Genomic DNA, 21392 nt, shown 5'->3' on the forward strand with positions numbered 1-21392 from the left:
AACCCTGGCTCTTCCCCCTCCCGATCTCTATCCGCGGCCTACAGCCCCTCGTCCCCAGCCACCTGCTGCGGCTGACGCCCCGCGACCTTCTGCCCGGAGGATGTACCGGTGATCTCCACCCGGTCGTGCTCCAGCCTGACCCGTACGGATATCGCGGGCACTCCGGGAGCCTCCACGGAGACCAGCTCGAACACCGCCTCGTCGTGGGCGAGCGTGCCCTCGCCGACGAGATAGGGCTCGCCTTTCAACCGGCAGATCATCATCGCGACACTGCCGCTCGGCGTGGGATGCGTCAGCACCAGCATGGAGGCGTAGGACTCCTCCGTGGACTCCTTGCGAACCGTGATGACACCTGCCACCGCCGGGGTCTCGGCGAGCCGGCGGATGCCTTCCCGGGAGGCGATGCCCCGGGGTGCCAGTACGGTCAGCAACTGCCGTCCGCACTGGATCTCGTGGGCATCCTGGTCCTCGCTCAGCCAGGGCAACTCACGCCGTGCCGCCTCGAAGGACTCCTGCCTGCGGTACTGACCTGGCGCCGCGGACCGGAACACCCCGGCACCCGTGCTCTCGGGCCGCGCCTGGACCTGTACCGGGGGGAAGTCTGCCACCTGGCCGGACAGCCCGTGCCGGTGTGCCACCAGGTTGGCCGCGAACAGTGCGACCTCCCGGGCCCGTTCGTCACTCGCCGACTGCGCGAACGAGCGCAGCGCGTCGAGGTGTTCAGGGGTGCCCACCCGGCCGAGCGCCGCCGACGCGGTGATGGCGAGCGAGGGACTCTGCCTTGCGGCTCCCGCCATCAGATCGAGGAGGTCGGGCGCGGCGGCGGAGCCCATGAGCCTGGCCAGTGAATGGGCGACCAGGGCCTTTGTGTGGGGCTCGCTCGACGGGTTGCGGAGAATTCCCTCAAGGGCTTCCTTCCGCTCGTCCTGCGATATTTCGAGGTGGGCCAGCAGGTCGACTGCCAGAGAGGGCGGAATTCGCTCCACTCCGCCGATAGCAGCCTCCGCAAGCAGGCCTTTCTGCCTGTCACGCTCGGAAATCTCTACCCGGACCATTTCGGTCACCTTTCCGATCTCTGGAGGTTGGCTACTACTCGATGAAGCAGTGTCCCTTCATCGTGTTCCCCTGGCCGCCGTCCAGCAGTCCACCGTTCGGCACGCTGGGGAACATGAGGTTGGAGGCGTCATTGGTGCGGTGCGGCAGTCCGAGGTAGTGACCGATCTCGTGGGCCATGATGTGGCCGGTGATACCCGTATGCAGCTCGACGACGGCGCCGTCCATGCCCTTGGCGTCCTTGTTGCAGGGGCCCGAGACCGGGGAGAGCCCGGCGACGTCGCCCACATAGGTCTTGACGACGAAGACGTCGACGGCGTTGTTCTGTACCGTCCACTCGTCCGTTAGGGAGACGGCCTCACCGTCGTTGTCGATGATGTCGCGGCCCTTGGCCTCTGCCACCGAAATGACATAGTGCTGGACGCGATCGAGTGTCACACCGACTGACGCGTACGCGGAGCGCGTGAAATTAACGGCTTTCAAGATCTCGGTGAGGTCCGGAGAGCTGAAGAGTTCCGAACCGACACGGATCACATTGACGCTGATGCTCGGCATGACAGGCCTCGCATTCCGTGGGGTCACAGCCACTTGATGTCCCGGTGGACATCCTTTGCGCGGAAAGCTAGTCCTGGGACATTGCCCCGTCCAGGCCCTTCGCAGCCGTAGGAAATCTACTCGCGACAGCGGTTCCACAAGCCCCCGGCGGCACGGAGGGCGTCCCCTCCGCACAACCGTCTTCTGGCCTCAACGCGGCAGCGTCACCCAGGACTTGACTCCCCGGTGCGGCGGGAGCGCGTCCGCCACGCCCCACTCCCCACCCCAGTCCTCGACCACCTCATCGAGCAGCCACAGCGCCCGCCTTCGCCGTACGAAGCAGAGGGACGCGGCATCGGTCTCGGCGTGCGGCGGGTGCTGGTCCCAGACGATGAGACGCAGGGTGTCGGCCCGATGTCGCAGCGAGACGTACACATCCGCCTCGCAGGTCAACTTCGCCGCGACGGCAATGAGTTCGGTGGCGGCGAGCGTGGCCACTGGCCCGTAGCGGTCGAGATGATGGGCGTGCAGCGCGGCGCTGATGGCGGTCCGTACGATGCGCGCGCTGCGGGGTTCGCCGGGCACGGTGAGGCTGAGTGCGAGGTCGTCGCGCTCTTCGTAGGCGGTTCTGGCGGGGTCGGCGGTGGGGCAGAGGATCGCGGTCAACATGGCTGAACTCCCTTGTTCAGGTGGTCCGTTGGTCCGTCGAGGTACGCCGGTGAGCAGTGGCCTGTCTCCCTGGCGCGAGCCCGTCCCCTCCCAGGGAAAGGAGCCTGCGGGCAGGCTCACGCGATGCACTTCCAACTCACGTATGTAAGCGGCGCATTACTGAATGTAGAGCGTATGGTGGCGCATGTGCCACCTGGTCGCGAACTTTGCCCCCAAAGGGGGAAGCCTCGTACTGAGGGGGCAGACTGGCTCCATCGGACGGGAGAAGAGAGAGCGATGCCCCCCAGAGCGACACCTACCGAGCGGCAGAAGCGGCTGGGCGCCGAGCTCCGCAGAATGAGGTTGGCGGCAGGTGCGACAACGGAGTACGCCGCTGGACTGCTTGGCCTGGACAGGACCAAGGTCTCCAACATGGAGTACGGCACCCGCGCCACCAGTCCGGATCGGCTCCGCATTCTTGCCAGCAACTACCTGTGCTCGGACGAGAGTTATATCGAGGCCTTGGCCGCAATGGCGGACACCCGTCAGCGCTCCTGGTGGGACCACTACCGAGGGACCCTGCCTCAGGGAATGCTGGACGTGGCCGAGTTGGAGTGGCACGCAACCCGCCTGCTAACTATCCAGACCGCGCACCTGCCGGGTCTGCTCCACCTCAGCGGCTACGCCCGGGCCATCTTCGCGTCAGCCATCCCGGCGCTGCCGCAGTCCGAGATCGAACTGCGGGTCGCCCACCGCATACAGCGCCAACAGGTGCTCGAACGTACCGAGCCGGTCTCGTACGTCGGGTACATCCACGAACTGGCGCTACGCATGCAGTTCGGCGGGCGGCGCGCCACCCGTGAGCAACTGGACCACCTGTGCGAGTCCATGGACCGCGAGAACGTGGACCTTCGAGTGCTCCCCATCGAGGCAGGGGCCTTCCCCGGTGCGGGGCACGCCATTCTCTACGCGGAAGGAGTCGTCCCGCAGTTGGACACCGTCCAACTCGACTCTGCCCACGGGCCGGAGTTCACCTACGCTGACGCTCAACTCGCCAAATACCGGGCGCACTTGGACTGGATGAGTACCCACACGCTGGACCACGTACGGTCACGTGATTTCATCCACAGGATCGCCCGCGAACTGTGAGGAAGGCCAGCATGAGCGACGTGAACTGGGAAGAGCCCTTCTGCGCCGAGGGCAACAACTGCTTCCGCCTCGGCACCGACACCGCCGGCAACGGCTACATCGCCATCCTCGGCCAGGAGGACACCCCCTTGACCGACACCCGCGACGCCCTGCGCAACCTGATCCGCGACATCAAGGCGGGCAAGGCCGACCACCTCCTCTGAACCCGACCACCTTGTTCTCATCGCTCTCGCTGGGGTGAGTCGCTCGCAGTGAGGGTTGCTGGACCTGGTCCGGTCTCTCCGGTCCGGGCCCGGCAACCGCAGCCAGTTCCGCAGCCTGAGCCTCGGCACGACGCGAGCACGGATCCTGCTGCACCCACCCATCGGCGGACCGTGCCCCCGGTCAAGTGCAAAGTCCCCTATTCACTCTTGGTGTTGAGCCTTTTGTGAAAGGGCCCAGACGTAAAACCCGCTCGTGGCGCCTTAAAGGGCCGCCGGGACGGACGGCCCGTCGCCCACGACGCCGACCTCTACAAAGGCCGCAACGGTGTGGAGCGCCTGATCAACAGTTGCCGGACCTTGCGAGGTAGCTTCGGACGTTCCGCGAGCCGTTCGACCGGACGCAGGACTTACTGATCGTTTCAGGAGGCTGTCCTGCGGAGACGCTGGCGGCAGCAACGGGGCCACCCGCTCCCACACGGTGGCCCGGGACATCCCGGCGGCGGCTCGGTTCCGCCCATGCGGACAGCGGTCATTCCCGCTCGGCCGCATGCATACCATTGCATGAACGGCATCCAGGCCGGGCTCCCAGGTCGCTCACCAGCGGCGATGCCGCCAGTTCGTCTGGTTCCGCGAGGACGCGGAGCCGTGGGGTGCTGGGGAGGTACAGAGAGAACGGGGGGTGCGGCATGCATCGGCGGGTGCTACTGGGGCGCGATACGGAGCGTCGCACGCTGGCTGCCCTGGTCGAGCAGGGGGCCGCCGGTTCGGGCGGCGCTACGGTAATCACCGGGGCGCCGGGGATCGGCAAGTCGGCGCTGGTCGCGGAGGCCGCAGGTGCGGCGGCACGCGGCGGGACCCGTGTGATCACCGCTGTGGGGGTCCAGTCGGAGGAGGACCTGCCCTGTGCGGGCCTGCACCAGTTGGTTCACCAACTGAGGGACGGAATCGACGACTTGCCGGGGCGTCAGCGCACCGCGTTGCTCGCGGCCGTCGGGCTAATCGACGAGACCGTACCCGATCTGTACCTCGTCGGCCTGGCCGCGCTGACCCTGCTGACGGACGCGGCGGCGAAGGCGCCCCTGCTGGTGGTCGTCGAGGACGCCCACTGGATGGACCGTGCCAGCATCGATGTGCTCGGGTTCGTGGCGCGGCGGATCGAATCCGACCCCCTCGTTCTGGTCGCCGTCACCCGGCGCCTCGACGACGGCCTCAGCAGCGCCGGCCTGCCTGTGCTGCACCTGGGCCCGCTGACGGACGAGGTGTCGGGGGAGGTGCTGGACGCGGTGGCCCCCGGACTGGGGCAGCAGGTCAGGCGGCGGTTGTTGGAGGAGGCCGCCGGGAACCCGCTGGCGCTGACCGAGTTGCCGGTCGCGCTGCAGTCGGTCGGCGGGGCGTACGCCCTCAATCCGGGTCCGCTGCCGCTGACCGCGCGGCTGGAGCGGACCTTCACGGCACGGGTCTCCCGTCTGCCGGCCGACACCCGCGCGGTCCTGCTCCTCTCGGCCCTCAACGGTGACGGGACGATGGAGGAATGCCTCGACGCGGCGACCCGGATGCTCGGGACGGCGGTCGACGTCGGTGCTTTCGAGGCGGCGATCGACGCGGGCCTGGTGGAGCCCCAGGGGCTGGCCTTCAGACACCCCCTCGTCCGCTCGGCGATGCACCACGCCGCCACCGCCGTGGAGCGCCAGGCCGCGCACGCCGAGCTGGCCGCCGCGCTCCAGGGGCAGCCCGATCGGCAGGCATGGCACCGTGCCGCCGCCACCGCCGGTCTCGACGAGGGAGTGGCAGGGGATCTGGATTCCACTGCCGGCCGGGCCCTGCGGCGAGGCGGTGTCGCCGCAGCTCTCGCCGCGCTGAGGCGGGCGGCGGAGCTGACGAAGGACCTCTCCGCGCAGGCAGACCGGCTGCTCCGGGCGGCGGAGCTCGCACTGGAGTCGGGCCAAGGAGACGTCGCGACGCATCTGCTGACCCTGGCGCGCTCACTGGACCTTTCGGTCCGGGACCGAGGCCGCGCGGCCTGGGTCAGCATCGCTCTGGCCGAGGGGACGCGGGGCGAGGGCGCCGCGACCGCCGAGCTGGCCGAGCTGGCGGTCGAGATCGCCGCCGGCGGCGAGTCGACCCTGGGGCTGCGCATGCTGTGGAGCGCGGTCCTGCAGTGCTTCTGGGGAGAGCCGGGTCCGGCCGCCCGCGAGCGGGTCGCCGCCGCTGCCGACCGGATGCCCGTGCCTGCCGACAACGCCGACCTGGTCGCCCTGCGTGCTTACTCGGCGCCGGTCGAGCGTGGGGAAGGGGCCGTGGAGGGCCTGGCGAGTCAGTTGGAGCGCTCCTCGGAGAACGCGGAGGGGGACCAGCTCCTGGGCGGCGCCGCCGTGACGGTGGGCGCTCCCGCCCTGGCGAGCCGGTTGACGGCGAGGTCGCTGGACGTCCTGCGAGCGCAGGGCAGGCTGTCGATGCTGGCCCGCGCCCTCTGCGTCCAGGCGGGCAGCGCCGCACGGCTGGGTGACGTCCGCGCCGGGTCCCTCGCCGCGGAGGAGGCCGCGTCGCTCGCCCGCGAGACCGGTCAGCCTCTTGTGCACGCGATGGTGAACGCCATCCGCGCGCAGTTGGCCGCCGTCAGCGGCGACCCGGCGGCAGAGGAATGGGCGGCGGAAGCCGAACGCGAGGCCCTTCCCAGCGGAGGGCGCCCGGTGCTGGCCATCATGCAGACGGCCCGCGGGCAGGCGGCCCTCTGCCAGGGCCGCTACGGCGACGCGTTCGGGCACCTGCACCGCGTCTTCGACCCGGCCGATCCCGCCTTCCACCCCTGGCTGCGCTTCTACGCGGTCGCGGAGCTGGTCGAGGCGGCGGTGCGCAGCGAATCCGCGGAGGTGGCACGCGGCATCGTGCGGGAGCTGACCCCGCTCGGGGAATCGACGTCTTCGCCCGCCCTGCTCTGCGGGCTGCGACTGGGCCGGGCCCTGCTGAGCCCGCAGGACGCCGCCGAGCCGCTGTACAGGGCGGCCCTTGACGCCGTCCCCACGGACTGGCCGTTCGAGGGGGCGCGGGCACGCCTCGCCCTGGGCGAGTGGCTGCGGCGTCACCGGCGGCCCGCGGAGTCCCGCGTCGTCCTCCAGGCCGCACGCGAGATCTTCGACGCCCTCGGCGCGTCGGCATGGGCGGAGCGGGCACGGCAGGAGCTGCGCGCCGCGGGCGCGTCGTCCCCGCGCCAGGATCCGGCCGCGGTCGATCGGCTGACCTCGACCGAGCTGCATGTCGCGCAGCTCGCCGCGCAGGGTCTGACGAACCGGGAGATCGGCGAGCGGTTGTACGTCTCGCCCCGGACGGTGAGCACCCATCTCCAGCGGATGTTCCCCAAACTGGGGGTCACGTCCCGCGGTGAACTCGCCGCGGTGCTCGGCGGCATGACGACGTACCCCGAAAGGGCGGCGTCATGACGTACGCGGAAGACGCGGCACCATGACGTACGCCAAAGCCGTAGTCCGACGGACGCGGCCCGACCCGCTTGATTCCTAGGTTTGTGCCATGCCCGGTACGCACACGGCGGACGGGCGGGAAGGCACACCATGGGAACCATCACCGTCGGCACCGAGGGCTCGACCGGCATCGATCTCTACTACGAGGACCACGGGTCGGGGCAGCCGGTCGTCCTGATCCACGGTTACCCGCTGGACGGGCAGTCGTGGGAGAAGCAGACCGATGCGCTGGTCAAGGCCGGCTATCGCGTCATCACCTACGACCGCCGTGGCTTCGGCCGGTCGAGCAAGACCATGACGGGCTACGACTACGACACCTTCGCCGCCGACCTGGACACCGTACTGACGCGGCTGGACCTGCGTGACGTGGTTCTCGTCGGATTCTCGATGGGCTCGGGCGAGGTCGCCCGCTACCTCGGCGTCCACGGCTCGGAGCGGGTGGCGAAGGCGGCGTTCCTCGGTTCGCTCCAGCCGTTCCTGTTGCAGACGCCGGACAACCCCACCGGTGTGCCGCAGAGCGTCTTCGACGGCATCGCGGAGCAGGCGGAGGCCGACCGCTACGCCTGGTACGAGAGCTTCTTCGTCGACTTCTTCAACACCGACGAGACGCTCGGGTCGCGGCTCAGCGAGGCCGCGCTGCGGGCGAACTGGGCCACCGCCATCGATTCGGCGCCCATGGCGGCCTACGCCTGCGTCCCGGCGTGGCTGACGGACTTCCGGGCCGACGTGGAGCGCATCGACGTGCCGTCGCTGATCCTTCACGGGACCGCCGACCGCATCCTGCCGATCGACGCCACGGCCCGCGAGTTCCGCCGCCGCCTGCCCGACGCGCGGTACGTCGAGATCGACGGCGCTCCGCACGGGCTGCTGCTCACCCACGCGGCCGAGGTCAACGCCGCCCTGCTCGACTTCCTCGCCGCCTGAGAGCCGGCGCCCGTCACGAAAGGACCGCACTCCTGTGCCGGTTGTGAACTACCCCCTGCCGCAGCGCGACCGCGAGACCGCGGGAGCGGTGCTGCAGGCGACCCTGGCCGACCTGCTCGGCCTGTCCCTGGTGGCCAAGCAGGCCCACTGGAATGTGTACGGCCCGCGCTTCCGCTCGGTCCACCTCCAGCTCGACGAGGCCGCCAGCGTGGCCCGGAACCACGCCGACACGGTGGCCGAGCGCGCGGCCGCCCTGGGCGTCAGCCCGGACGGACGGGCCGGGACCATCGCGAACGCCAGTGGCGTGCCCGCCATTGCGCCGGGCTGGACCAAGGACAGCGACGCCGCCGATGCCTTGGTGCACGCGCTCTCCGCCGTGACCGAGAGGCTGCGTGAGCGCATCGTCGTGATGGGTCCGGTGGATGTCGTCACCGAGGACCTCCTCGTCGGACTCACGGCTGATCTCGAGAGGCAGAGCTGGATGTTCCAGGCGGAGAACCGGGTCTGATGGGGGAGAAGAGCATGGGTGTCGAGGGCACGAGCACCGACCGGTTCGAGCCGGTACGGGCGGCGCTGGTGAGACACCTCGAAGCCGGCGAGGAGTTGGGGGCGTCGATCGCCGTCGATGTGGACGGGGTCATGGAAGTCGATCTCTGGGGTGGCCACGCGGACGCGGCGCGGACCGTTCCGTGGCACCGGGACACGTTGGTGAGCATGTGGTCGACCACGAAGACCCTCACCAATCTCGCGGCTCTCATCCTCGTCGACCGGGGCGCGCTGGATCTGCACCGCCCGGTCGCACACTACTGGCCCGAGTTCGCCGCCCAGGGAAAGGAGCACATCGAGGTGCGGCACGTTCTGGCTCACACCTCGGGACTCTCCGGCTGGGAGCAGCCCTTCTCCATGGAGGATCTCTATGACCGGCCCACTGCGAGTGCCCGGCTGGCCGCGCAGGCACCCTGGTGGGAGCCGGGCTCCGCGTCCGGCTACCACGTCCAGACCCAGGGGCAGTTGGTGGGAGAGCTCGTCCGGCGGGTCAGCGGCCGCAGCCTGACAGAGTTCGTCGCCACCGAGATCGCCGAGCCGGCGCAGGCTGATGTCCAGATCGGCGCGCGACGGGCCGACTGGCCGCGTATCGCCGATCTGGTGGCCCCCTCGCAGCCAGGCGGTATACCCACGGGTCTTGATCCCGAGGGGGTCTTCACCAGGACGCTGCTCGGAAGCCCCGCGCGCGACGAGCACGTCGACACCCCGAAGTGGCGCTCCGCCGAACTCGGAGCCGTCAACGGACACGGCAACGCACGTGGCCTGGCCCGAGCTCTCTCCGTCATCTCGCGGCGCGGCCAGGTCAACGGCCGCCGTCTTCTCTCCGAGAAGACGGTGGACAAGGTGTTCGACGTCCAAGCCGACGGAGTCGACCTGTTCCTGGGCGTCCCCGTCCGCTGGGGCATCGGCTACGCGCTCGCCGATCCGAGGACGATGCCGCACATGCCCACCGGGAGAATCTGCTTCTGGGTCGGCAGGGGCGGGTCGATCGTCATGATGGACCTCGACCGGCGCGTCACGTTCTCGTACACGATGAACCGAGTGGGCGACGGGCTCCTCGGTTCGGAGCGCACGCACGACTACCTCAGGCACGTCTACGAAGTCCTGGAGGGTACCGGCTGAGGTGTGGCCGTAGGCTCCGCGCGGGGGACCCTACGGCCCCACCGCCGAACGTGCCGTCAACTCGTGATCTGACGCCGCACACCGACCACGGTCCGGGAAACATCGCGCAGGAAGGCGAGTGAGCGGCCGTCATCCGGCTGAAGGGGAGCTCGCTCCCGCATCCGGTCGAGGCTTCCGCGCCCTCCGATCCGCGCTGCTCACGCGGCGCGGACGGACGCCCGTGCATCACGTACCGGCCAAACGACCCGGGCCCCGTTCCTCGACTCACCCAGCTGCCTCGCCTTTCGGTCCGTCGAACACCATTCATCGAACAAGAGGGATTTCACCCATGCGCAAGACCCACCTCGTCCGTCCGGGCAGCAGATCCGTACTGCTCGGTGTCACCGCGGCCGTCGGACTGTCCGTCGCCGCCGTCACCCTGCCCGCCGCGGCAGGCGCCACGCCCCACCACCCCGTACGTCCGACGATCGTGCTGGAACACGGAGCGTTCGCCGACGCCGCGAGCTGGGACGGTGTCGTCACCCGGCTGCAGAGCGCGGGCTACCCGGTGGTGTCCGCCGCCAACCCGCTGCGTGGTCCGGCGAGCGATGCCGCTTACCTGCGCAGCGTCCTCGACCACATCGGCGGGCCCGTGGTCCTGGTCGGCCACTCCTACGGCGGCACCGTCATCAGCCAGGCCGCTGCGGGCCTCGAAGGCAAGGTGAAGGCACTGGTCTACATCGCGGCGTTCCTGCCGGACGAGGGCGAGAGCTCGATCGGGCTGACGGACAAGTTCCCCGGCAGCACCCTCGGCCAAGCCGTCGAGTCCGTCCACTACGTCCTGCCTGACGGTGGTCAGGGCGCGGACGTGTACATCAAGCCGGAGAAGTTCCGCGACCAGTTCGCCGCAGACGTGCCGAAGGACAAGGCCAGGCTCATGGCTGCGGGGCAGCGTCCGATCGCTGCCGCCGCTCTGGAGGAGAAGTCCACCCAGGCCGCCTGGAAGACGATTCCCTCCTGGTCACTGGTGACCACGGAGGACCGCAACATCCCAGTGGCTGCCCAGCGCTTCATGTCGGCCCGCGCCCATGCCCGCACGACGACCATCGACGCGTCACACGCGGTATCCGTATCTCGCCCCGAGGCCGTCACCCGCATCGTCGAGCAGGCGGCCCGCACGGTCCGATGACCGAGGGCCCCACCCTGACGCTCATCGTACGTCCCCGCACAGCGGGCCTGATACGGGTTCGGGTGACAGGCTGACCTGCCCCACCACCGCGGTTCCAGTTCTGGTGACTGGACCTCTTCCATCCTGTGCTGGGGGGGCGAAATGGGCTGGTCAACGGGCGCGGTGACGAGACAGAGACCCTGGTCGTTGGCGTGATGATTCCACTCACCAGGCCAACGAGTGCGACACCGTGAGCCTCCGGGTGCTCCCGTTCGCGGTGGGCGGCTTTCCGGGGGCGGGGCAGTCGGTCAGCTACGCGGAGGCCGAGGTGCGGCAGCTCGACGTCGTGGTGCTCGACAGCACCCATGGGCCGGAGTTCCTGGACTCGGAGGAGCAGCTCACGGAGTACCGGGCTCAGCTCGACCGGATGCGCGAGCTGGCGCTTGGCCCGGCCGAGTCGCGTGACTTCATCCGTACCGTGGCGGAGAGCCTCTGAGGGGCACCGGCATGCCCCGGTCCGTCAGGCGTCCGCGCCGCCTGCCGCCCCTGCCGCCCCCGCCTCACCGGCCGCCCGGATGATGATCTTGCCCTGGTTCTCGCCCCGCAGCATCCCCAGGAATCCGTCCACGATGCCGTCGAATCCTTCGACCACCGTCTCGTCGAGCGTGACGCGTCCGCTCTGCAGGTGCGGTACCACGAACTCGTACAACTCCTTCTGCACATCACGGTAGTTGCTGACCAGGAAGCCCTCCATGCGCAGGCTCTTCTCGACGATCTCGGGAAGGTTGCGCAGGGCGTAGGGCGGGGTGGTGCTGTTGTACTGGGACATCGTGCCGATCCGTACGATCCTTCCGTACTCGCGCAGGGAGGAGATCGCCGCTTCGAGGTGCTCGCCGCCGACGTTGTCCACGTAGAGGTCGATCCCGTCGGGTGCTGCCTTGGCGAGCAGTTCGGCCGTCGGGCCCGCGTGGTAGTCGAAGACCTCGTCGTAGCCGACGTGTTCGGTCAGATACGCGGCTTTCGTCGCGCGGCCCGCGCTGCCGACCAGGCGTCCCGCGCCCATCAGCCGGGCGAGCCGCCCGGTGGCCGTGCCCACGCCGCCGGCCGCCGCCGAGACGAACACGTCCTGCCCCTCGCGGAGTTCGGCGACGCGGGTGAGGCCGACGTAGGCGGTCAGGCCGGTGCCGCCGAGGATGCTCAGGTGCGCGGAGAGCGGTACGCCGTCGAAGCGGGGGATGGTGCGCGTCTCCTCGGGGGTGACGACGGAGTGGGTGCGCCAGCCCTGCCGGTGGAAGACGATGTCGCCCTCGTGGAGCGACGGATGGCGGGAGTCCACTACCCGGCCGAGGGCGCGGCCCTCCAGGGGCGCGTTCAGTGCGAAGGCCCCGTCCATCATTTCGCGGTGGTAGGGGTCCACCGACCAGTACAGGTTCTCCACCAGCGCCGTTCCCGTTCCGGGTACCGGCAGCGCGGACTCGACGAAGGCGAAGTGGCCGGGGGTGGGGAAGCCGTGGGGGCGGGCGGTCTGGTGCACGGTGAGCGCGGTCTCGGTCATGGCGGTGACCGTACGGAGGAATTACCGGGGCGGGGGAGAGGGTTGTGCTCATGGAACGGCCCGATCCATGAAGAGCCCTCATACAGGCAGGTGGGAACCCCTATGACAGCCACAGCCCCCAGGGCCTCCGCACCCACTGCGGCTGCCGCCACCGACCTCGCCCCGCACGAACTCCGCATCCTGGTGGCCGTCGACCGCGAACGCGGGTTCTCGGCCGCCGCCAAGGTACTGGGACTGACCCAGTCCGCCGTCTCGCACTCCGTACGCGGAACGGAGCGCAAGATCGGAGCGGTCCTCTTCGAGCGGGGCCGCAAGGGCGCGACACCCACCGCGGCCGGTGCCGCCGCTGCCGCCCACGCCCGCAGGGTCCTGCGGCTCCTGGACACCCTGGCCGCGGAGGCCCGCGGCGCAGAGCGGGGCACGGTCACTGGCCCGCTGCGCATCGCCGCCTTCCGCAGCGCCGCCCTCCATCTGCTGCCGCCCGTCCTGGAGCGCCTCACCGCCCGCCACCCCGGCATCGAACCGGAGGTGCGCGTCGTACGCGAGCTGGGCGCGGGCACCGCCGGTGAGGTCGCGGAGGGGCGCGCGGACGTGGGCATCGCGACGATCAGCTCCACCTCGCCCGTGCCCGCCGGGCTTATCGGGGACGTACTCCTCGAAGAGCCCTACTCGCTGGTGCACCCGGCCGGTCACCCCGCCCCGCGCTCCCTGCCGCTGGTGGACTGGCACGAGAACTGCGGCGCCTACACCCGCCAGTGGTGGGCCGTGCAGGACTGGATACCGAAGGCGACCGTACTGACCGAGGACGACGGAGCAGTGCTCTCCATGGTGAGCAGGGGTCTCGGTATGGCGATCATGCCCGCGCTCTCCCTGAACGACGCACCGGACGGCATCGAGATCACCGATCTCGGACCGGAGCGCCCGACCCGTTCCGTCGGCTACGTCACCACCGCCGAGCTGGCCTCCAGCGTCTCCGTCCGCGCCCTGATCCGCGAGCTCAGAGCGGCCCGCAAGTGATCTCCGCGCCCAGGCCCTGCCGCATCCACGCCACCACGTCCGCAGCGTCGTACTCCTCGCCGTCCGGGGCGAGTTCGGACAGGAAGCGGGTGTCCTGGCCCAGGGTGACCATGGGGAGCTCCGTGACGCCGCCCGGCCTGCGCTGACCGAGGCCGATGGTGGACAGGAGCCCGTTGCACAGGCACTGCCTGCCCTCGGTGGCTGCCGCGTCGCCGCCCTTGCGTACGTACGCGGCGACCGGTTCCGCGGCGCACCTGTACGTCAGCGCACCGCCCGGCGCGCGGCTCGGGGTCCGGAGGAAGCCCAGGTCACACACCCTGCGGCGGTCCTCGGCCAGGGATTTGTCACCGGCCGTGCCGGGGAGTTCGGCCAGCTTGAAGGGGAACGAGGTCGGCGAGGCGCGCGGGTCGTTGCGCACGCGCAGGGTGCCGCGGGCCGACCGCCGGGCCAGCTCGCGGCGCAGCGTGGCGTCGAGCCCCGATTCCGTACAGAGCGCGAAGACGCTGCCGAGCTGCACGCCCGTCGCCCCCAACGCCCTTGCCTGCGCGAGGAGTTCGGGGTGCGCGCGGCCGCCGGCCAGCCAGAACGGCATGCCCAGCGCCGTCATCGTGGCGAGTGCCGGAACGTCACGCTCGCCGTAGACCGGTTCGCCGTTCCCGTCGAGCGTGAGACGGCCGCGCGGCGGGGCGCTGTGCCCGCCCGCCACGGCCGTCTCCACGACGAATCCGTCCGGCCGGGTCGCCTCGTCTCGTGCCAGGTACGCGGCCAGCGCGGGCATGGACACGATGGCCAGCACGGCGGGCCTGAGCAGCCCTTCGGCCAGCCCCGCCGGGGGCGGGCCGCAGCGCTCGCGCGGATCGAAGCGGTGCTCCAGTGCGCGTTCGTCGCCGTCGACGTCGACCCTGACGGTGACGGGCTCGATCCGGGCGAGCCGGGTGGCCAGCTCCGGGACCTGGCCGGGGATGCCCGCGCCGACCAGTACGTAGTCGGCGCCCGCGAGCACCGCCCCGAACATGGCGGGGGCGGTGGCCAGTTGGATCTTCTCCAGGTAGTTGACCCCGACGCGCCCGTCGTGGCCCTCCTTGGCCAGCCACACCTCGGTGAAGTTGGCCAGTACGGTGAGCAGCTCGGCGGCCTCGCCCCGCTCCGCGCGCAGCCTCGGCACCGACCGGAACGGCCGGCCGTCCGCCAGCCCGCCCGGCACGAAGTACCGCTCCAGGGCCGCCTGCGCCATCGAGGGGTACGGGAAGGCCGCGAGCGCCCGGCGGACGTGCCCACCGGGGTCGCCCAGTTGCAGGGTCCGGGCGAGCACGACGTCCAGCGCCGTACCCGAGACCACCCCGAGCTGCCCGGTCCGCGACACCGCGCGGGCAAGCCGCCAGCCGGACACCCCGACGCCCATGCCGCCCTGGATGAGCCAGGGGTGGTCCGCCGTGCGGGGGAGTCGTGCGCTGTCCGTCATATCTCGTCCTCGTGACCGGCCCGCCGTCGCTGTGCGACCCGGCAGGCATGGAAGCCATGAAACCTACGGAACCGTAGGTTCGTGAAGGCCAGCATTGCGGTCCGATGCCGCCCCCCGACCCGCCAAAGGTCCCGACGGGCCCGCCGAACGGCCCGACCGCCCTGATCGGTATGTACCGCCGGGGAACCACGGGGCCGCGCGGAGGCGAAACGTACAACCTGGTCAATGGGAGCACCCGGCACCCCGGGAAGCCGGGATTTCCCCAGGTCAGGGCTGGGGCTAGCCACCGTGTGGACCGGCCGGTTGTCCGGATGGTCCGGTACGTGGTGAACAGCAAGGCTGAACGCACGAAGATCCGCCGAGTGAACGAGCAAGCAAGGATCCCCTGTGTTCAGCTTCAAGCCGTCCCGCCGCCGTACTGCCCGCACCGCCCGCGCCGCCGCCGTCGGCATCCTCGCCACCGCCGCCTGCGCCACCGTCCTGGCGGGCAGCGCGAGCGCCATCGTCAACGGGTCCGACGCCACCGAGAGCTACCCCTTCATGGCGACCATCCCGGAATCCGCCCCCAAGTACGGCCTGTACGACGGCAATTGCGGCGCCGCGCTGATCGACAAGCAGTGGGTACTGACGGCAGCCCACTGCCTCACCGGCGACGGCCTCAAGGTGGAAGGCACCGTCCGCGTCGGCAGCGACCACCGCAAGACCGGCGGCACCGTACGGAAGATCGACCGGTCCTTCATCCACCCCGCCTTCGTCAGCGGTGAGGGCAAGACCGCGAACAAGAACGACATCGCACTCGTACGCCTCGACCGCCCCGTCGCGCAGAAGCCCGTCAAGGTCGCGGACAAGGCGGGGCGGCCCGGCACGCCGACCCGCCTCCTCGGCTTCGGGTCCACCGCCGACGGGCAGTTCAAGTTCTCGGAACGGTTGCAGGAGCTGAGCACCCGCCGTGGCGCCGAGTCCGAGTGCGCGCCCGGGTTCGCGGACCGGACCCGGCTGTGCACCATCAGCACCGTGCCCAACGCCATGGCGTGCAACGGGGACTCCGGCGGACCGCAGGTCCAGAAGGGCCGCGACGGCAGCTGGCAACTGATCGGCGTCACCTCGGGCCCCGGCGCCCCGGACGTGCCCTGCTCCGGCGGCCCCGGCCTCTACAGCAGCGCGCCCGCCTACGCGGACTGGATCGACCGGACGATGAAGACCCACGCCGCTGCCAAGCAGGCCACACCCGCACCCGCTCCCGCCCCCGACGGCGGATCCGCCGACCTCGCCGAGACCGGTACGGACGACAACACCGTGCTCATCGCCGCTGCCGCCGCCGCGTTGATCGCCGCAGGCGGCGGCACGGCCTTCGCGGTACGAGGAAAGCGGAAGAGGGAGGGGGCCAACTCCCCCTCCTAGAGTGGGATTCGGGTCTTGCGCGTCGGCTCTGCATGCCACCCCGCCCCCGGAGTCGACTTGCCGAACCGGCAACAACACTCGCCACTCCCTCGCCGCCACTCCCATGATGGAGAGGCGGCTCCGGCGCACGGCGGGCCGCGACCCCTGGAGGATGATCCATGTCGCAGCAGGACCCAGCCACAGCCATAGCCACAGCCACAGCCACAGCCCCGGCCGTCACCCACCACCTCGTCCCCTCGCCCGCAGGGCGGATCCACGTGGTCGAGCAGGGCACCGGCCCGCTGGTGCTGCTCGTGCACGGGTTCCCCGAGTCCTGGTACTCCTGGCGCCACCAGCTGCCGGTGCTGGCCGCGGCCGGGTACCGCGCGGCGGCCATCGACGTACGGGGCTACGGCCGCTCCTCCCGGCCCGCCGCCATCGACGCGTACCGGATCGGCGAGCTGGTGGCGGACAACGTCGCCGTCGTGCACGCCCTGGGCGAGGAGTCCGCCGTGGTCGTCGGCCACGACTGGGGCTCGACCATCGCCGCCAACTCGGCCCTGGTCAGGCCCGACGTCTTCCGCGCGGTGGGGCTGCTCAGCGTCCCCTACGCCCCGCGCGGCGGCCCCCGGCCCAGCGAGGTCTTCGCGCGGATGGGCGGGCAGGACGAGTTCTACGTGTCGTACTTCCAGGAGCCCGGCCGGGCCGAGGCCGAGATCGAGCCCGACGTACGCGGCTGGCTCGCGGGCTTCTACGCCGCAGTGTCCGGCGACACCATGCCCGGCGCCCACGCCCCCGACCCGCACTTCCTCGCCCGTGGCGGCAGCCTGCGCGACCGCTTCCCCACCGGACGGCTTCCCGGCTGGCTGAGCGAGGCCGAACTCGACGTGTACGCAGGTGAGTTCGAGCGTACGGGCCTGACCGGCGCGCTCAACCGTTACCGCAACATGGACCGCGACTGGGAGGACCTGGCCGGCTTCGACGGTGCCCCGATCACCCAGCCGTCCCTGTTCGTCGGCGGCGGTCTGGACGCCTCCACCCTGTGGATGGCCGACGCGATCAAGGCGTACCCCACCACCCTGCCGGGCCTGATCTCCGCCACGATCCTCGACGGCTGCGGCCACTGGATCCAGCAGGAGCGGCCGGACGAGGTCAACCGGCTCCTGGTGGACTGGCTGGCCGCGCTGCCCGCCTGAGCCCGTACGCCGGGCGCACCGCTCACGGCCCGGCGCGGGTCAGCTCGCACCTTCCGTTCGTGCAGGACTTGCGCAGCCGGCCCGCCGAGACGGTCTCCGCCAGGCCGATCGCCCAGCACATCGGGCAGCCGCGCAGCGCGATCAGCCCGAGCGGGGCCAGCAGCAGACTCACCGGACCGGTGAGCGGCAGCAGGGCCAGCGCCCCCACCAGCGCACCGAAGCCGACCGCCCCCCGGGCCAGGTGCCGGGGGACTGTGGCGCTGGCGAAACTGCGCGGCGAGCGGCGGGAGGAAGTGGTCGCATCAGGTGGCATCTTCGGGTCCCCTCGTAGTGGGAAGTGCTGCGGGAAGCGGCTCGCGGAGTGACTCCCGTACCGTCGAACGAGCCCTGTGCAGACGGGACTTCATTGCAGCCGTACTCAGCCCCAGGCGTGCGGCGACCGTGCGGCCGGGCAATCCCTGGACGTCCCGCATGACGAGGACCTGGCGCTGGTCGTCGGGGAGCGCGGCCAGCGCCGCCGCGACCCGTTCGGCCTCCAGGCGCAGGAGTACGTCCTCCTCGGCGGAACGGGTGGGGCTGTCGGGGACGGGGGTGTCGGCCGGGCGGTGGGCGAGCAGGGCCCGGCTGCGGCGCAGGCATTCGTTGCGGACGATCCGGAACATCCACGACGCCAGAGCCCCGGACGCGCGCAGCATGCCGATCTTGCGGTAGAGGATGATCAGCGCCTCCTGGGCGGCGTCCTCCGCGTCCTGGGGCGTGGCGCACAGGGTGTGCGCGAAGCGGCGTACGTGCGGGTACGAGCCGTACACCAGGGCGGTGAGCGCCTCGGCGTCCCCGCGTTGCGCCGCGGCGACCAGGGTCGCGCCGGGCCAGCTGCGGTCAGCCACGCGAACGCCCCCGGCGGCGCAGCAGTGCGACGGTGCACATGCACAGCAGCAGCGCGGCGGCTGCGACGATCACGACGATGGTGGCGGTGTTCATAGGGTCCCTCCCGATGGACGGTGTACTGACTATGAGAGGCGCGGCGGGCGCGGAAGGATTCAGCCCGGTTCGATCTGCCGACCGTTCTGCGGGCCGTGCCACTTGTTGCGCGGCCGGGACGGCCGCGTGGTCACCGCGTGCGACCGCGTGCAAAGGGGGCTCGGACCCGCTGATCTGCGGCCCTGCGTGAAAGTGTGGTTGATCGCCAACTCCCGTACGCGACAGGGGACTTGATCCCCTACTCAATCTGCTTATATGACCTGCTTTCGCGCCGGATGGGCGGACATTCCGGTGGGGAGGTTGCGTGAGCTGTTGAGTCGACGAAGGGAGTGGGACATGAAAACTGGAAGGGTGCGGGGACGGTTGCGTACAGCCGTCCCGGCAGTCGCCACGGCATGTGTGCTGCTGGCGGCGCTGCCCGGAAGTGCTTGGGGGGCCTCCGGTACGTACACGTACGTGACGGCCGGTGGTCAGGGAATCCAGGTCGCGGAACCGCCGAGTGACATCTGCCTCCAACTGGTGGGCGGCGCCGTGCGGTTCTCCAACGACACGACCGACACCGCGTTCCTGTACGCGGATTCCTCGTGCGGTGGGGGATGGGCACTGGTGGGAGTAGGGGCCACCTGGGACGCGACGGGTGTGCAGGCACTCTCGGTGCGGCTCGGGTCGACGGCCAGGAGCGGGGCGGCGCGATGACGGCGACAGTCGTACGCGGACGCCTCCGCGGCCTGGTGACGGCGGTGGCCGTGATGGCGACCGCGCTCGTCTTCCACACCCCCGCGTCGGCGGCCGTGAAGGGTGACGCGGACCCGGTCACCTCGGGCGTCGTGGGCGGTCAGGGAGTCGCCCCCGGCGGTGCGTACAAGTGGTGGACCTGGGGGGACCTGTCGGTCGGCGACTGCCACCAGACCGGCGGACACCTCCGGCTCTACGAGGACGGGAACCTCACCTTCAGCGCCCGTACGTGGACGACCTTCACCATGAGCGGTGACGTGTGGCACGCGCGGTTCAAGCTGAAGGACTCGGGCGGGAACGTCATCTTCACGACGGCGACGTACGACAGCCCGACCATGTGGGCGAGCAAGAAGCACGACTGGGAGCGGGCGGGCACGTACGAGCCCAGTGTCTACAACGCGACGGTCAGGGTCACGCAGTGGGCTTCGTGCTGAGCCGATTGACCTGACTGGGCTGGGAGGGTCGTCTGGGCTGACTGGGCTGACTGGGCCGACCGAGCTGACGGCCGCTTGCCGTCGGCGTCCCCCGCCGCGCCGGCGTCCGGCGCGACGGGGGACGCCGTCATGCGGTGGGGTCCTCCGCCGGGAGTTCCGTGTGGGTGTCGAGGATCAGGTCGCTCGCGCGGGAGAGGACCGCCAGGGGGTTGCTGCCCGGGTGGTCGGTGGCCAGGAAGTGGTGGCCGATGGCGAGGCAGAAGGCGAGCACGCTGCGGGCCTCCACCTCCAGCGGGTCGTCGCAGAAGGTGCCGATCATCTCGCGGGCCAGCTTCATGCGTTCGTTGTCGACGCGGCGCAGGCGCTCCGTGACGTCGGGGTCGTGGCGGGCCCAGCTGCGGATGGCCAGTTCCACGAGCATCCGGTCACCGGAGAAGGTGAGTTGGCCGGCCAGCCGGATACGGGTCTTGGGGTCGCCGCCGGACTGCTCGACCTGTTGCAGCACCTCGTCGACGCTCTCGCGCTCCCAGGTGTCGAGCATCTCCTCCAACAGGGCGTCGCGGTCGGCGAAGTAGCCGTAGAAACCGCCCTTGGTGACGCCGAGCGCCTTGGCGAGCGTTTCGACCCGTACGGCGTCCACACCGCCTGCGGCCAGCGCCCGCAGCCCCTCCTCGATCCACTTCTCGCGTGGTGTGCGCAGTGCGCCCATGTGTGGTCCACCTCACTTCGATCCCTGGCTGTACGTTGCCGTACAACCGCCCTATGCTCGCCTTGTACGGCATCGTATAACTCGATCGCCCGTGGAACACCGTTGAGGGGACATCGTCATGTCATTCGGATTCTTCGCCTTCCACTACCCGGCCCCCGAGCACGTCGACGCCTTCGTCGCCCAATGCCACAAGGTCGCGGACGTGATGCGGAAGCAGCCGGGGTTCGTGGACGTCGGGGTCTGGATCAGTGCGGACGGCGAGGCGGTCGTGACCAACGGCGAGTTCGAGTCGAAGGAAGCCTTCGCGGCGACGGCCGAACTGGCCCGGGAGCTGGGCGCGACGCCGGACGGGCTGACCGAGATGGAGATCAAGCCGAGGGTGGTGCACTTCCTGCACTCGCGGTGACGTTCGCCTGGCATTCGCGGTGCCATTCGCGGTGGGAGCGGGCGATAAAACGGGCTATAGGGTCTGGTTCGTCTCTTGTTTGGTGAAGGCGGAGGAACCATGCTCAAGTCCACGCTGCGGTACGCGGCGATAACGGCCGGCGCGGCCATGGTCGCGCTGACCGTGTCCTGTTCCGGGACGCCGGAGCCGGAGTCCGGTGCGCGGGTGGGCGGCGGGGCGTCGGCGTCGGTGACGGCCGAGGCCACTGCGACGGCGGACCCTGCGGCGTCCGCGCCGGACCCGTACGGCGCTGACGCAGCCCCCAACTCGGGCTCGGGGTCCGATTCCGCCCAGACCCCACCGCCCGAGCTGGTCCGGGACGCGTTCGCCGGGCTCCAGGCGACGTACCAGGACTCCTGCACCACCCCCGGCAACTGCGCGTACTTCCTCGGCCGCGTCCACGACGAACTCCAGCGCATGGACCGCTCGATGAAGGCGGACGCGAAGGGCCCCGGCCACTTCCCCGAGCCGATCGCGCTGATCAAGAAGCTGAACGGGGTGGTCGGAAAGGCCCCTTCCTTCGAGATCCTCAAGAAGAACCAGCCCCTGCTCCTGGGCACCCGTGACAAGATCAACACCTGGATGCAGGGACACCCCGACGACTACCGCTGACCCCGGCTCCGAGTGCCGGGCGCGCCGTGGACGCCGCGAGGGGTGAACCTCGAACGTCGGTCAA

At 70.4% G+C, this 21392-nt stretch carries 23 protein-coding genes; 15 read left to right on the forward strand and 8 right to left on the reverse strand.

Annotation, left to right across the window (positions count from 1 at the left end):
- Positions 1–38: 38 nt before the first annotated feature.
- The 3 genes from ACZ5PB_RS24105 to ACZ5PB_RS24115 all read right to left on the reverse strand — a co-directional run bounded on the left by ACZ5PB_RS24105 (position 39) and on the right by ACZ5PB_RS24115 (position 2256).
- Entirely contained in the window at positions 39–986 is a 948-nt protein-coding gene (locus ACZ5PB_RS24105; RefSeq protein ID WP_468693787.1) for a HEAT repeat domain-containing protein, read from the reverse strand.
- A 103-nt stretch (positions 987–1089) separates the two neighbouring features.
- On the reverse strand, positions 1090–1608 hold the full coding sequence (locus ACZ5PB_RS24110) for a zinc-dependent metalloprotease family protein (protein ID WP_468693788.1): 519 nt from the start codon (positions 1606–1608) through the stop codon (positions 1090–1092).
- 189 nt (positions 1609–1797) lie between these two features.
- Complete coding sequence (locus tag ACZ5PB_RS24115; RefSeq protein WP_468693789.1) at positions 1798–2256, reverse strand: ATP-binding protein; 459 nt, start codon at positions 2254–2256, stop codon at positions 1798–1800.
- Between the two features lie 276 nt (positions 2257–2532).
- On the opposite strand from ACZ5PB_RS24115, the gene ACZ5PB_RS24120 reads away from it, so the two are divergent.
- The 8 genes from ACZ5PB_RS24120 to ACZ5PB_RS24155 all read left to right on the forward strand — a co-directional run bounded on the left by ACZ5PB_RS24120 (position 2533) and on the right by ACZ5PB_RS24155 (position 11298).
- Positions 2533–3384, forward strand: coding sequence for a helix-turn-helix domain-containing protein (locus ACZ5PB_RS24120; protein WP_468693790.1), 852 nt, complete (start codon positions 2533–2535; stop codon positions 3382–3384).
- An 11-nt stretch (positions 3385–3395) separates the two neighbouring features.
- Positions 3396–3587 (forward strand): hypothetical protein, encoded by a 192-nt coding sequence (locus ACZ5PB_RS24125; RefSeq protein WP_468693791.1) that lies wholly within the window; start codon positions 3396–3398, stop codon positions 3585–3587.
- Between the two features lie 686 nt (positions 3588–4273).
- On the forward strand, positions 4274–7024 hold the full coding sequence (locus tag ACZ5PB_RS24130) for an AAA family ATPase (RefSeq protein ID WP_468693792.1): 2751 nt from the start codon (positions 4274–4276) through the stop codon (positions 7022–7024).
- A 129-nt stretch (positions 7025–7153) separates the two neighbouring features.
- A complete protein-coding gene (locus ACZ5PB_RS24135) occupies positions 7154–7987 on the forward strand; it encodes an alpha/beta fold hydrolase (protein ID WP_468693793.1) in 834 nt (277 codons plus the stop codon).
- A gap of 34 nt (positions 7988–8021) precedes the next feature.
- Positions 8022–8495, forward strand: coding sequence for a Dps family protein (locus tag ACZ5PB_RS24140; protein WP_468693794.1), 474 nt, complete (start codon positions 8022–8024; stop codon positions 8493–8495).
- Complete coding sequence (locus ACZ5PB_RS24145) at positions 8495–9655, forward strand: serine hydrolase domain-containing protein (protein WP_468693795.1); 1161 nt, start codon at positions 8495–8497, stop codon at positions 9653–9655. Before ACZ5PB_RS24140 ends, ACZ5PB_RS24145 begins: the two co-directional genes overlap by 1 nt.
- 328 nt (positions 9656–9983) lie before the next feature.
- Positions 9984–10823, forward strand: a complete 840-nt coding sequence (locus ACZ5PB_RS24150; protein WP_468693796.1) for an alpha/beta fold hydrolase — start codon at positions 9984–9986, stop codon at positions 10821–10823.
- A gap of 229 nt (positions 10824–11052) precedes the next feature.
- Positions 11053–11298 (forward strand): Scr1 family TA system antitoxin-like transcriptional regulator, encoded by a 246-nt coding sequence (locus ACZ5PB_RS24155; protein ID WP_468693797.1) that lies wholly within the window; start codon positions 11053–11055, stop codon positions 11296–11298.
- 24 nt (positions 11299–11322) lie between these two features.
- Here ACZ5PB_RS24155 and ACZ5PB_RS24160 read toward each other — a convergent pair whose 3' ends face one another.
- Positions 11323–12357: an NADP-dependent oxidoreductase gene (locus ACZ5PB_RS24160; protein WP_468693798.1), complete on the reverse strand. Its 1035-nt coding sequence runs from the start codon at positions 12355–12357 to the stop codon at positions 11323–11325.
- Between the two features lie 102 nt (positions 12358–12459).
- Between ACZ5PB_RS24160 and ACZ5PB_RS24165 the strand changes: the two genes are divergently transcribed.
- Positions 12460–13374 (forward strand): LysR family transcriptional regulator, encoded by a 915-nt coding sequence (locus tag ACZ5PB_RS24165; protein ID WP_468693799.1) that lies wholly within the window; start codon positions 12460–12462, stop codon positions 13372–13374.
- Here the strand turns inward: ACZ5PB_RS24165 and ACZ5PB_RS24170 are convergent.
- The gene (locus ACZ5PB_RS24170) at positions 13355–14836 is read right to left on the reverse strand and encodes a beta/alpha barrel domain-containing protein (RefSeq protein ID WP_468693800.1); all 1482 of its coding nucleotides are present in this window, start codon (positions 14834–14836) and stop codon (positions 13355–13357) included. The genes ACZ5PB_RS24165 and ACZ5PB_RS24170 overlap by 20 nt on opposite strands.
- 387 nt (positions 14837–15223) lie before the next feature.
- On the opposite strand from ACZ5PB_RS24170, the gene ACZ5PB_RS24175 reads away from it, so the two are divergent.
- Together ACZ5PB_RS24175 and ACZ5PB_RS24180 are read left to right on the forward strand one after the other, a co-directional pair.
- Complete coding sequence (locus tag ACZ5PB_RS24175; RefSeq protein ID WP_468693801.1) at positions 15224–16237, forward strand: S1 family peptidase; 1014 nt, start codon at positions 15224–15226, stop codon at positions 16235–16237.
- Between the two features lie 158 nt (positions 16238–16395).
- Positions 16396–17412, forward strand: coding sequence for an alpha/beta fold hydrolase (locus ACZ5PB_RS24180; protein WP_468693802.1), 1017 nt, complete (start codon positions 16396–16398; stop codon positions 17410–17412).
- Positions 17413–17434: 22 nt separating this feature from the next.
- Here ACZ5PB_RS24180 and ACZ5PB_RS24185 read toward each other — a convergent pair whose 3' ends face one another.
- Together ACZ5PB_RS24185 and ACZ5PB_RS24190 are read right to left on the reverse strand one after the other, a co-directional pair.
- Entirely contained in the window at positions 17435–17725 is a 291-nt protein-coding gene (locus tag ACZ5PB_RS24185; RefSeq protein WP_468693803.1) for a hypothetical protein, read from the reverse strand.
- Positions 17715–18299 carry an RNA polymerase sigma factor gene (locus ACZ5PB_RS24190; protein WP_468693804.1) on the reverse strand — a complete coding sequence of 195 codons (585 nt, stop codon included), beginning with the start codon at positions 18297–18299 and terminating at the stop codon, positions 17715–17717. Before ACZ5PB_RS24190 ends, ACZ5PB_RS24185 begins: the two co-directional genes overlap by 11 nt.
- A 430-nt stretch (positions 18300–18729) precedes the next feature.
- On the opposite strand from ACZ5PB_RS24190, the gene ACZ5PB_RS24195 reads away from it, so the two are divergent.
- Together ACZ5PB_RS24195 and ACZ5PB_RS24200 are read left to right on the forward strand one after the other, a co-directional pair.
- Positions 18730–19089 carry a hypothetical protein gene (locus ACZ5PB_RS24195; protein ID WP_468693805.1) on the forward strand — a complete coding sequence of 120 codons (360 nt, stop codon included), beginning with the start codon at positions 18730–18732 and terminating at the stop codon, positions 19087–19089.
- Positions 19086–19562, forward strand: a complete 477-nt coding sequence (locus tag ACZ5PB_RS24200; protein ID WP_468693806.1) for a DUF6294 family protein — start codon at positions 19086–19088, stop codon at positions 19560–19562. Before ACZ5PB_RS24195 ends, ACZ5PB_RS24200 begins: the two co-directional genes overlap by 4 nt.
- Before the next feature lie 127 nt (positions 19563–19689).
- Here the strand turns inward: ACZ5PB_RS24200 and ACZ5PB_RS24205 are convergent, their stop codons facing one another.
- A complete protein-coding gene (locus tag ACZ5PB_RS24205) occupies positions 19690–20271 on the reverse strand; it encodes a TetR/AcrR family transcriptional regulator (protein WP_468693807.1) in 582 nt (193 codons plus the stop codon).
- Between the two features lie 118 nt (positions 20272–20389).
- Between ACZ5PB_RS24205 and ACZ5PB_RS24210 the strand changes: the two genes are divergently transcribed.
- Both ACZ5PB_RS24210 and ACZ5PB_RS24215 read left to right on the forward strand, forming a co-directional pair.
- Positions 20390–20677: an antibiotic biosynthesis monooxygenase family protein gene (locus tag ACZ5PB_RS24210; protein WP_468693808.1), complete on the forward strand. Its 288-nt coding sequence runs from the start codon at positions 20390–20392 to the stop codon at positions 20675–20677.
- A 99-nt stretch (positions 20678–20776) separates the two neighbouring features.
- Positions 20777–21328 (forward strand): hypothetical protein, encoded by a 552-nt coding sequence (locus ACZ5PB_RS24215; RefSeq protein ID WP_468693809.1) that lies wholly within the window; start codon positions 20777–20779, stop codon positions 21326–21328.
- Positions 21329–21392: the final 64 nt, after the last annotated feature.

It is taken from the genome of Streptomyces sp. NPDC032721, from assembly GCF_055579625.1.

Excerpts from the sequence above, each read along its gene's own strand:
- ACZ5PB_RS24110 (WP_468693788.1), bottom strand. The coding sequence starts at position 1,608 with ATGCCGAGCATCAGCGTCAATGTGATCCGTGTCGGTTCGGAACTCTTC.
- ACZ5PB_RS24115 (WP_468693789.1), bottom strand. The coding sequence starts at position 2,256 with ATGTTGACCGCGATCCTCTGCCCCACCGCCGACCCCGCCAGAACCGCC.
- ACZ5PB_RS24120 (WP_468693790.1), top strand. The coding sequence starts at position 2,533 with ATGCCCCCCAGAGCGACACCTACCGAGCGGCAGAAGCGGCTGGGCGCC.
- ACZ5PB_RS24125 (WP_468693791.1), top strand. The coding sequence starts at position 3,396 with ATGAGCGACGTGAACTGGGAAGAGCCCTTCTGCGCCGAGGGCAACAAC.
- ACZ5PB_RS24130 (WP_468693792.1), top strand. The coding sequence starts at position 4,274 with ATGCATCGGCGGGTGCTACTGGGGCGCGATACGGAGCGTCGCACGCTG.
- ACZ5PB_RS24135 (WP_468693793.1), top strand. The coding sequence starts at position 7,154 with ATGGGAACCATCACCGTCGGCACCGAGGGCTCGACCGGCATCGATCTC.
- ACZ5PB_RS24145 (WP_468693795.1), top strand. The coding sequence starts at position 8,495 with ATGGGGGAGAAGAGCATGGGTGTCGAGGGCACGAGCACCGACCGGTTC.
- ACZ5PB_RS24150 (WP_468693796.1), top strand. The coding sequence starts at position 9,984 with ATGCGCAAGACCCACCTCGTCCGTCCGGGCAGCAGATCCGTACTGCTC.
- ACZ5PB_RS24160 (WP_468693798.1), bottom strand. The coding sequence starts at position 12,357 with ATGACCGAGACCGCGCTCACCGTGCACCAGACCGCCCGCCCCCACGGC.
- ACZ5PB_RS24165 (WP_468693799.1), top strand. The coding sequence starts at position 12,460 with ATGACAGCCACAGCCCCCAGGGCCTCCGCACCCACTGCGGCTGCCGCC.
- ACZ5PB_RS24170 (WP_468693800.1), bottom strand. The coding sequence starts at position 14,836 with ATGACGGACAGCGCACGACTCCCCCGCACGGCGGACCACCCCTGGCTC.
- ACZ5PB_RS24180 (WP_468693802.1), top strand. The coding sequence starts at position 16,396 with ATGTCGCAGCAGGACCCAGCCACAGCCATAGCCACAGCCACAGCCACA.
- ACZ5PB_RS24185 (WP_468693803.1), bottom strand. The coding sequence starts at position 17,725 with ATGCCACCTGATGCGACCACTTCCTCCCGCCGCTCGCCGCGCAGTTTC.
- ACZ5PB_RS24195 (WP_468693805.1), top strand. The coding sequence starts at position 18,730 with ATGAAAACTGGAAGGGTGCGGGGACGGTTGCGTACAGCCGTCCCGGCA.
- ACZ5PB_RS24200 (WP_468693806.1), top strand. The coding sequence starts at position 19,086 with ATGACGGCGACAGTCGTACGCGGACGCCTCCGCGGCCTGGTGACGGCG.
- ACZ5PB_RS24205 (WP_468693807.1), bottom strand. The coding sequence starts at position 20,271 with ATGGGCGCACTGCGCACACCACGCGAGAAGTGGATCGAGGAGGGGCTG.
- ACZ5PB_RS24210 (WP_468693808.1), top strand. The coding sequence starts at position 20,390 with ATGTCATTCGGATTCTTCGCCTTCCACTACCCGGCCCCCGAGCACGTC.
- ACZ5PB_RS24215 (WP_468693809.1), top strand. The coding sequence starts at position 20,777 with ATGCTCAAGTCCACGCTGCGGTACGCGGCGATAACGGCCGGCGCGGCC.